The organism is Pseudoalteromonas sp. MM17-2, assembly GCF_022347945.1.
GTDB classification, from domain to species: domain Bacteria; phylum Pseudomonadota; class Gammaproteobacteria; order Enterobacterales; family Alteromonadaceae; genus Pseudoalteromonas; species Pseudoalteromonas ruthenica.
Genome location: NZ_JAKRFV010000006.1, coordinates 156,770 through 163,428, shown reverse-complemented (window position 1 = coordinate 163,428; position 6,659 = coordinate 156,770). Strand labels below are relative to the sequence as shown.

The 6,659-nt window shown below is 44.7% G+C and carries 5 protein-coding genes; all 5 read left to right on the top strand.

The genetic code is table 11. The features are described 5' to 3' along the window. Positions 1–192: 192 nt before the first annotated feature. The gene (gene mnmE, locus MHM93_RS07460) at positions 193–1,557 is read left to right on the top strand and encodes a tRNA uridine-5-carboxymethylaminomethyl(34) synthesis GTPase MnmE (protein ID WP_239448535.1); all 1,365 of its coding nucleotides are present in this window, start codon (positions 193–195) and stop codon (positions 1,555–1,557) included. 907 nt (positions 1,558–2,464) lie between these two features. After that, the gene (mioC, locus tag MHM93_RS07455; RefSeq protein ID WP_053911005.1) at positions 2,465–2,902 is read left to right on the top strand and encodes an FMN-binding protein MioC; all 438 of its coding nucleotides are present in this window, start codon (positions 2,465–2,467) and stop codon (positions 2,900–2,902) included. A gap of 411 nt (positions 2,903–3,313) precedes the next feature. After that, positions 3,314–5,203: a tRNA uridine-5-carboxymethylaminomethyl(34) synthesis enzyme MnmG gene (mnmG, locus tag MHM93_RS07450; protein WP_239448534.1), complete on the top strand. Its 1,890-nt coding sequence runs from the start codon at positions 3,314–3,316 to the stop codon at positions 5,201–5,203. Between the two features lie 15 nt (positions 5,204–5,218). Next, a complete protein-coding gene (gene rsmG, locus MHM93_RS07445) occupies positions 5,219–5,839 on the top strand; it encodes a 16S rRNA (guanine(527)-N(7))-methyltransferase RsmG (protein WP_130146647.1) in 621 nt (206 codons plus the stop codon). A 16-nt stretch (positions 5,840–5,855) separates the two neighbouring features. Further along, a complete protein-coding gene (locus MHM93_RS07440; RefSeq protein ID WP_022944881.1) occupies positions 5,856–6,641 on the top strand; it encodes a ParA family protein in 786 nt (261 codons plus the stop codon). Positions 6,642–6,659: the final 18 nt, after the last annotated feature.

The window sequence follows — 6,659 nt, the reverse complement described above, 5'->3', positions numbered from 1 at the left end:
AAGCGAGGGAATAATCTCGTTGAGTTCGTTTGCTATTTGATTTCATTACACTCTCCAAATTAAGTTTGAAAAGTGTCAACGCTATTTAGGACGGGTCATGAAGCTAAAAAAAGCGGCCTAAGAGCCGCTTTTTTATTGTTTATAACAACATTAGGTTACAATACATCCATTCAGGCTTTATCGAGTAATTCTATGCTTTCACAAGATACAATCGTTGCTCAAGCCACCGCGCCAGGTCGTGGTGGTGTGGGTATTATTCGTGTTTCTGGCAGCCAAGCAAAGCTGGTCGCAGAGCGCATTTTAGGACGCTGCCCACGTACCCGCTACGCCGAATACCTGCCTTTTAATGACCTGCAGCAACAACAGTTGGACCAGGGCATAGCGCTGTTCTTCCAAGGCCCACATTCTTTCACCGGCGAAGACGTGCTAGAACTACAAGGCCATGGCGGCCCTGTGATTCTCGACATGTTGTTAAAAGAGATTAGCCAACTTGAGGGCGTACGCTTAGCCAAGCCCGGTGAGTTCTCAGAGCGCGCTTTTCTCAATGACAAGCTTGATTTAACCCAAGCCGAAGCCATTGCCGATTTAATTAATGCAACCTCAGAACAAGCGGCTAAAAGTGCCCTGCACTCACTACAAGGCGAGTTTTCAAAGCATATTGAAGAGCTGGTGGAGCAGGTTATCCACTTGCGCATGTATGTGGAAGCGGCCATTGACTTCCCTGATGAAGAAATTGATTTTCTTAGTGATGGTAAGGTCGGCAACGACTTGCAAGCTATTCTCGATAAAGTCGCGGCAGTAAGCAAACAAGCGAAGCAAGGCAGCATTATTCGTGATGGTATGCGCGTGGTCATTGCTGGTCGCCCTAATGCCGGTAAATCAAGCTTGCTTAACGCCCTTGCTGGGCGTGATGCCGCCATTGTCACTGATATCGCAGGCACCACTCGTGATGTATTAAAAGAGCATATCCATATTGATGGGATGCCTTTGCATATTATTGATACCGCAGGACTACGTGAAAGCCCAGATAAGGTCGAGCAAATAGGAATAGAACGCGCTTGGGAAGAAATCAACCAAGCCGATCGTGTGCTGTTTATGGTTGATGCCACGGAAACGGATGCAACCACTCCAGAGCAAATTTGGCCAGAGTTTACCGCTAAGCTGCCCGCCAATATGGGCATTACCGTGATCAGGAATAAGGTCGATCTCAGTGGCGAGCAACCAGGGTTTGATGACCACCCTACTCATCCGGTTATTCGCCTCAGCGCCAAACAAGCACAAGGCATTGACCATGTGCGAGAGCACCTTAAATCATGCATTGGCTTTGAGGGCACCCAAGAAGGCAGCTTTATGGCTCGCCGCCGTCATTTAGATGCATTAGAGCGAGCGCAGCAACACTTGTATACCGGTCAAGAGCAACTTGAAGCCCATGTTGCCGGGGAGATCTTGGCAGAAGAGCTGCGTTTAACCCAGCAGTATTTAAGCGAGATCACCGGCGAATTCACCTCTGACGATCTACTCGGCAAGATCTTCAGCTCCTTTTGTATCGGTAAATAGATTAATAACGTCTAGCGAGCCCACCTTTGTGTGGGCTTTTTTTCAGCTCCCTCTCAGTAACCCAACACTCCAAAAAAACGCTTATCATTAGAAAAGCAAAGCTCGGATCACCTAATAGTCAACAACTCAATCCAAAAATGACAGCTATCAGGGCAAAACGAACGCATAAGTGAGCTCGTCGCTCCCTAATTTATAGGCAATAAGCAACGCTAACCTAGCGTTAAATAAGCTCTCACCGATGCTAGGTGCCCACAGCAACAACATGGTGATGATGCATATTTGCGACAAATATCGGCGCTATTTTGTGTGAATATTGGCTACCAGCGACTCGTTACTAAGCAATTTTTATAGCGATCAATTAAAAACTGACATGTATATCTGCACCAAAAATAGTGATTAACAGTGAAAATATCTGTCACACATAGCTAGTTTGGGTAGCAGTCATTCATGCGTTTTAACATTAACAAAGCATTTGAGGCTGGAGACTTGGCACATTAAGGGCATCAGATCCAAAAATACGGGCACTCACAAAAGAAATGAAGGCAATAAACAGAAAATTTATAGAAGTATTGGATCTATTAAATGAGTTTTATAGATCCAAAAATACGCCGAGATAATCTCTATTGATCATTATCCACAAGCAAAGCATACACACCCATGCAATTTTTCTTTATCAGTAGAAAATAGTGTGAAATTACCCAGTTATGATGAACGGGTATGGCTTTTTAACCTAAGCTTATCGACTTTTTATCAACAGCTTTAAAAATAAAAAAATCTAAATTTATCATGACTATATATTTATTTTAAACAGCTATTGATGTTCAGAACTACACACAGGGATTAAGATCAATTGAGCCTAACCACAGATCAGGTATCATGGGCGCAACAACATTTAGGCGTAGTAACAATGAGCCAGCTCGAAATTATTATTGGTAGTCAAATGGGCGGCACTGAATATGTGGCCGAACAGTTAAGTGACTTAATGGAAGATCAAGGCATAAGCTGTACTTTACATGAGCAACCTGATCTTAAGGATATGAAAATGGAGGCTGCGTGGTTGATTTGCACATCAACCCATGGCGCTGGCGACTATCCTGATAATTTGCAGCCTTTTGTTGAAGATCTCAATGCCCTCACTAATCTCGACAATATTCGCTTTGCGATCATTGGTATAGGAGATTCTAGTTACGATACCTATAACTATGCGGCCAAAAACATCGAGCAATTGTTGCTGTCAAAACAAGCTCAGCCACTCTTACCTCGCTTGGAGATAGATGTTCTTGGCGAAGATCTACCTGAAGATACGGCTGAACGGTGGTTACCAGAACTATTAAAACACTTGTAAGAAAACGATCTTACTAAAAAAGTTATACACATATTTATTGTTTTTTCGATCGGTATGTGGATAAAAGCTTGGTATCTTGCGATCTTAACCATGATTATACACTTGATAAGATCGAAGCGAATCTTGCCTGTGTATAAAAGGGCCTTTTGATCAGATGTTCTCCCCTACTAGATCCGATCATACTCACAATAACTTAGATCACTTAATTTATTGTTAATCATACGTTTTATAGGGTTATCAACAGAAAAGTAGGATCCTAATAGTAAGATCAATAAAAGATCTCTTTAAAAGATCCTTTTATATATAAGATCTCTTTACCTTGAGTGAACATTATTTAACCATTTCCCTTAAGCTAATTTCTAGGTAGAATACGCCTCCTCTTAATATTTCACTGGTTGTAGGAAGCATTAAATGATTTTTCATGAGCACTTTGATGTCATTGTCGTTGGCGGCGGTCACGCTGGTACAGAAGCCGCTTTGGCCTCTGCACGGATGGGCATGAATACGCTATTGCTAACGCATAATATGGACACCTTAGGGCAAATGTCATGCAACCCTGCAATCGGTGGGATCGGCAAAGGCCATTTGGTAAAAGAGATCGATGCCCTTGGCGGTGCCATGGCAAAAGCGATCGACAAAGGCGGGATCCAATTTCGAACATTAAACTCATCGAAGGGCCCTGCTGTACGTGCAACTCGTGCCCAAGCTGATAGAGCGTTGTACAAAGCGGAAATACAAGCGATTCTGCAGCGCCAAGAAAACTTAAAGATCTTCCAGCAATCCTGTGATGATCTGATTGTAGAGGGTGACAAAGTTACAGGTGTTGTCACCCAGATGGGATTGAAGTTCAGTGCGCCATCCGTGGTACTTACCGTAGGAACCTTTTTAGGCGGCCAAATCCATATTGGCTTAGAAAACTTTAAAGGTGGCCGCGCTGGGGATCCGCCTTCAATTGCGTTAGCACAGCGCTTACGTGAATTACCTTTTCGCGTTGATCGTCTAAAAACAGGCACGCCTCCACGAATTGATGCTCGCACCGTCGACTTCAGCAAAATGCAAACACAACCTGGTGATACGCCTACACCTGTGTTTTCGTTTATGGGTAAGGTGGAAGATCATCCGCAGCAGATCCCCTGTTATATCACCTACACAAACGACAAAACGCACGAGATTATCAATGAGAATCTGCACCGATCGCCTATGTATTCAGGCGTGATTGAGGGGATCGGTCCGCGTTACTGCCCATCGATTGAAGATAAAATAGTTCGTTTTGCTGATAAAGATAAACACCAGATCTTTGTTGAACCAGAAGGGTTAACCTCTTATGAGCTATACCCAAATGGTATTTCCACGAGTTTGCCATTTGACGTACAGATGCAAATAGTCAACAGCATCGCTGGATTTGAGCAAGCCCACATCTGTCGCCCTGGTTATGCCATTGAGTATGACTTTTTCGACCCTCGGGATCTTAAGCCGTCATTAGAAACCAAGTTTATTCAAGGGCTTTTCTTTGCTGGGCAAATAAACGGCACCACAGGCTATGAAGAAGCCGGAGCACAAGGGCTTATTGCTGGTATGAATGCCGCGTTGCAAGTACAAGGTAAAGAGGCTTGGACTCCACGCCGTGATGAAGCATACACAGGGGTATTAATTGATGACTTAGCCACGCTAGGTACCAAAGAGCCCTATCGCATGTTTACTTCACGTGCCGAATACCGATTACTACTTCGCGAAGATAATGCTGACTTGCGCCTTACCGAGAAAGGTCGAGAACTGGGCTTGGTCGATGACCAGCGTTGGGCTGCATTTAATGAAAAATTAGAAGTGATGGAACAAGAAACACAGCGTATTCGTTCCACCTGGATCCATAAAGATCACCCAGCACAGGAAGCAGTGAACGCGTTATTAAAATCACCGATGACCCGTGAAGCCAGTTTAGAAGAGTTGATCCGTCGTCCTGAGATCAATTATCGCGATCTTACCGCTATCGAAGGTTTAGCGAGTGAATCAGACAACCAGCAAGCACTCGAACAGGTAGCGATTCAAACAAAGTATGCTGGGTACATTGCTCGTCAACAAGACGAGATCGCAAAGCAGTTGCGCCATGAGCAAACTATTTTGCCAACGGAGTTTGATTACAGCCAAGTATCTGGCTTATCAAATGAGGTTGTTGCCAAGCTTAGCGAAGCTCGCCCGGACACCATTGGCCAAGCGTCGCGTATTTCTGGTATTACTCCAGCGGCGATTTCGCTATTATTGGTGTATCTGAAAAAGCAGGGCATGTTACGCAAATCAGCGTAACCACAAAACACATCCATGTTAGAAAAAAAATTTACGCAGTTATTGGCCGCAGCCAATATCTCTCTAAGCGAGCAACAAATTAATCAGTTGCTCGCTTATGTTGCTTTATTAAACAAGTGGAACAAAGCATACAATTTAACGTCTGTTCGCGACCCTAATGAGATGCTGGTAAAGCATATTATGGATAGTTTGGTGGTAGCTGAACATTTAGAGGGTAAACACTACATTGATGTTGGCACCGGCCCAGGTTTACCGGGTATGGTATTAGCCATTGCCCTACCCGACACGGAATTTGTACTACTGGATAGCCTTGGCAAGCGTGTGACTTTTCTTAAGCAAGTAAAACATGAGCTTGGCCTAAAAAATGTAACCGCCGTACAGAGTCGAGTTGAAGATTATCAGCCAAGTGTTAAATTAGATGGAGTGCTTTCTCGTGCCTTTGCCTCCATTGATGATATGTTGCATTGGTGCGCACATTTAATTGATCAAGATGGACGTTTTATAGCTTTGAAAGGCCAATATCCTGAGCAGGAACTTGCCAACCTCCCTGCTGGATTTTCGTTTACCCAGGACATTGAGTTATCAGTTCCAGAGCTTCAGGGCGAACGTCATCTTATAATTCTAAAAAAAGCTTAATTGGCAGAGGATCACCGTGGCTAAAGTCATTGCAATTGCAAACCAAAAAGGAGGCGTGGGTAAAACCACCACAGCCGTGAATTTGGCGGCCTCTATGGCTGCGACCAAGCGTAAAGTTTTACTTATCGATCTCGATCCTCAAGGCAATGCGACCATGGGTAGCGGCGTTGATAAGTACGATGATGTCGCTACTATTTATGACTTACTCATTGAAGAGCAGCCTTTTGATGACGTTGTCATCCAGCAAACCTCGGGTGAATACCACTTAATCGCCGCTAATGGCGATGTGACTGCCGCTGAAGTTAAGCTTATGGAATTGTTCGCACGCGAAGTGCGCCTGCGCAACGCGTTGGAGAAAATTCTAGAGCAATATGATTATATCTTCATCGATTGCCCACCCTCACTGAACATGCTGACCGTCAATGCCATGGCCGCCGCTGATTCGGTACTTGTGCCTATGCAGTGTGAGTACTATGCCCTTGAAGGAATTACAGCGCTGATGGGAACCATCGAGCAATTGGCGCAGTTAGTGAACCCGAAATTACAGATTGAAGGCATCTTGCGAACCATGTACGATCCGCGCAACCGCCTTGCCAATGATGTTTCTGAGCAATTGAAACAGCACTTTGGCGATAAGGTCTACCGAACCGTTATTCCGCGCAATGTTCGTCTCGCAGAAGCCCCTAGCTTTGGTGCGCCGGCCATGTATTATGACCGAGCCTCTGCAGGCGCCAAAGCCTACCTTGCCTTGGCCGGTGAAATACTGCGCAGAAAAGAAAAACAAACACCTGCAGTCGCCTAAACGTAGAGGTAAGCCAAC

Excerpts from the sequence above, each read along its gene's own strand:
- mnmE (WP_239448535.1), top strand. The coding sequence starts at position 193 with ATGCTTTCACAAGATACAATCGTTGCTCAAGCCACCGCGCCAGGTCGT.
- rsmG (WP_130146647.1), top strand. The coding sequence starts at position 5,219 with ATGTTAGAAAAAAAATTTACGCAGTTATTGGCCGCAGCCAATATCTCT.
- mioC (WP_053911005.1), top strand. The coding sequence starts at position 2,465 with ATGAGCCAGCTCGAAATTATTATTGGTAGTCAAATGGGCGGCACTGAA.
- mnmG (WP_239448534.1), top strand. The coding sequence starts at position 3,314 with ATGATTTTTCATGAGCACTTTGATGTCATTGTCGTTGGCGGCGGTCAC.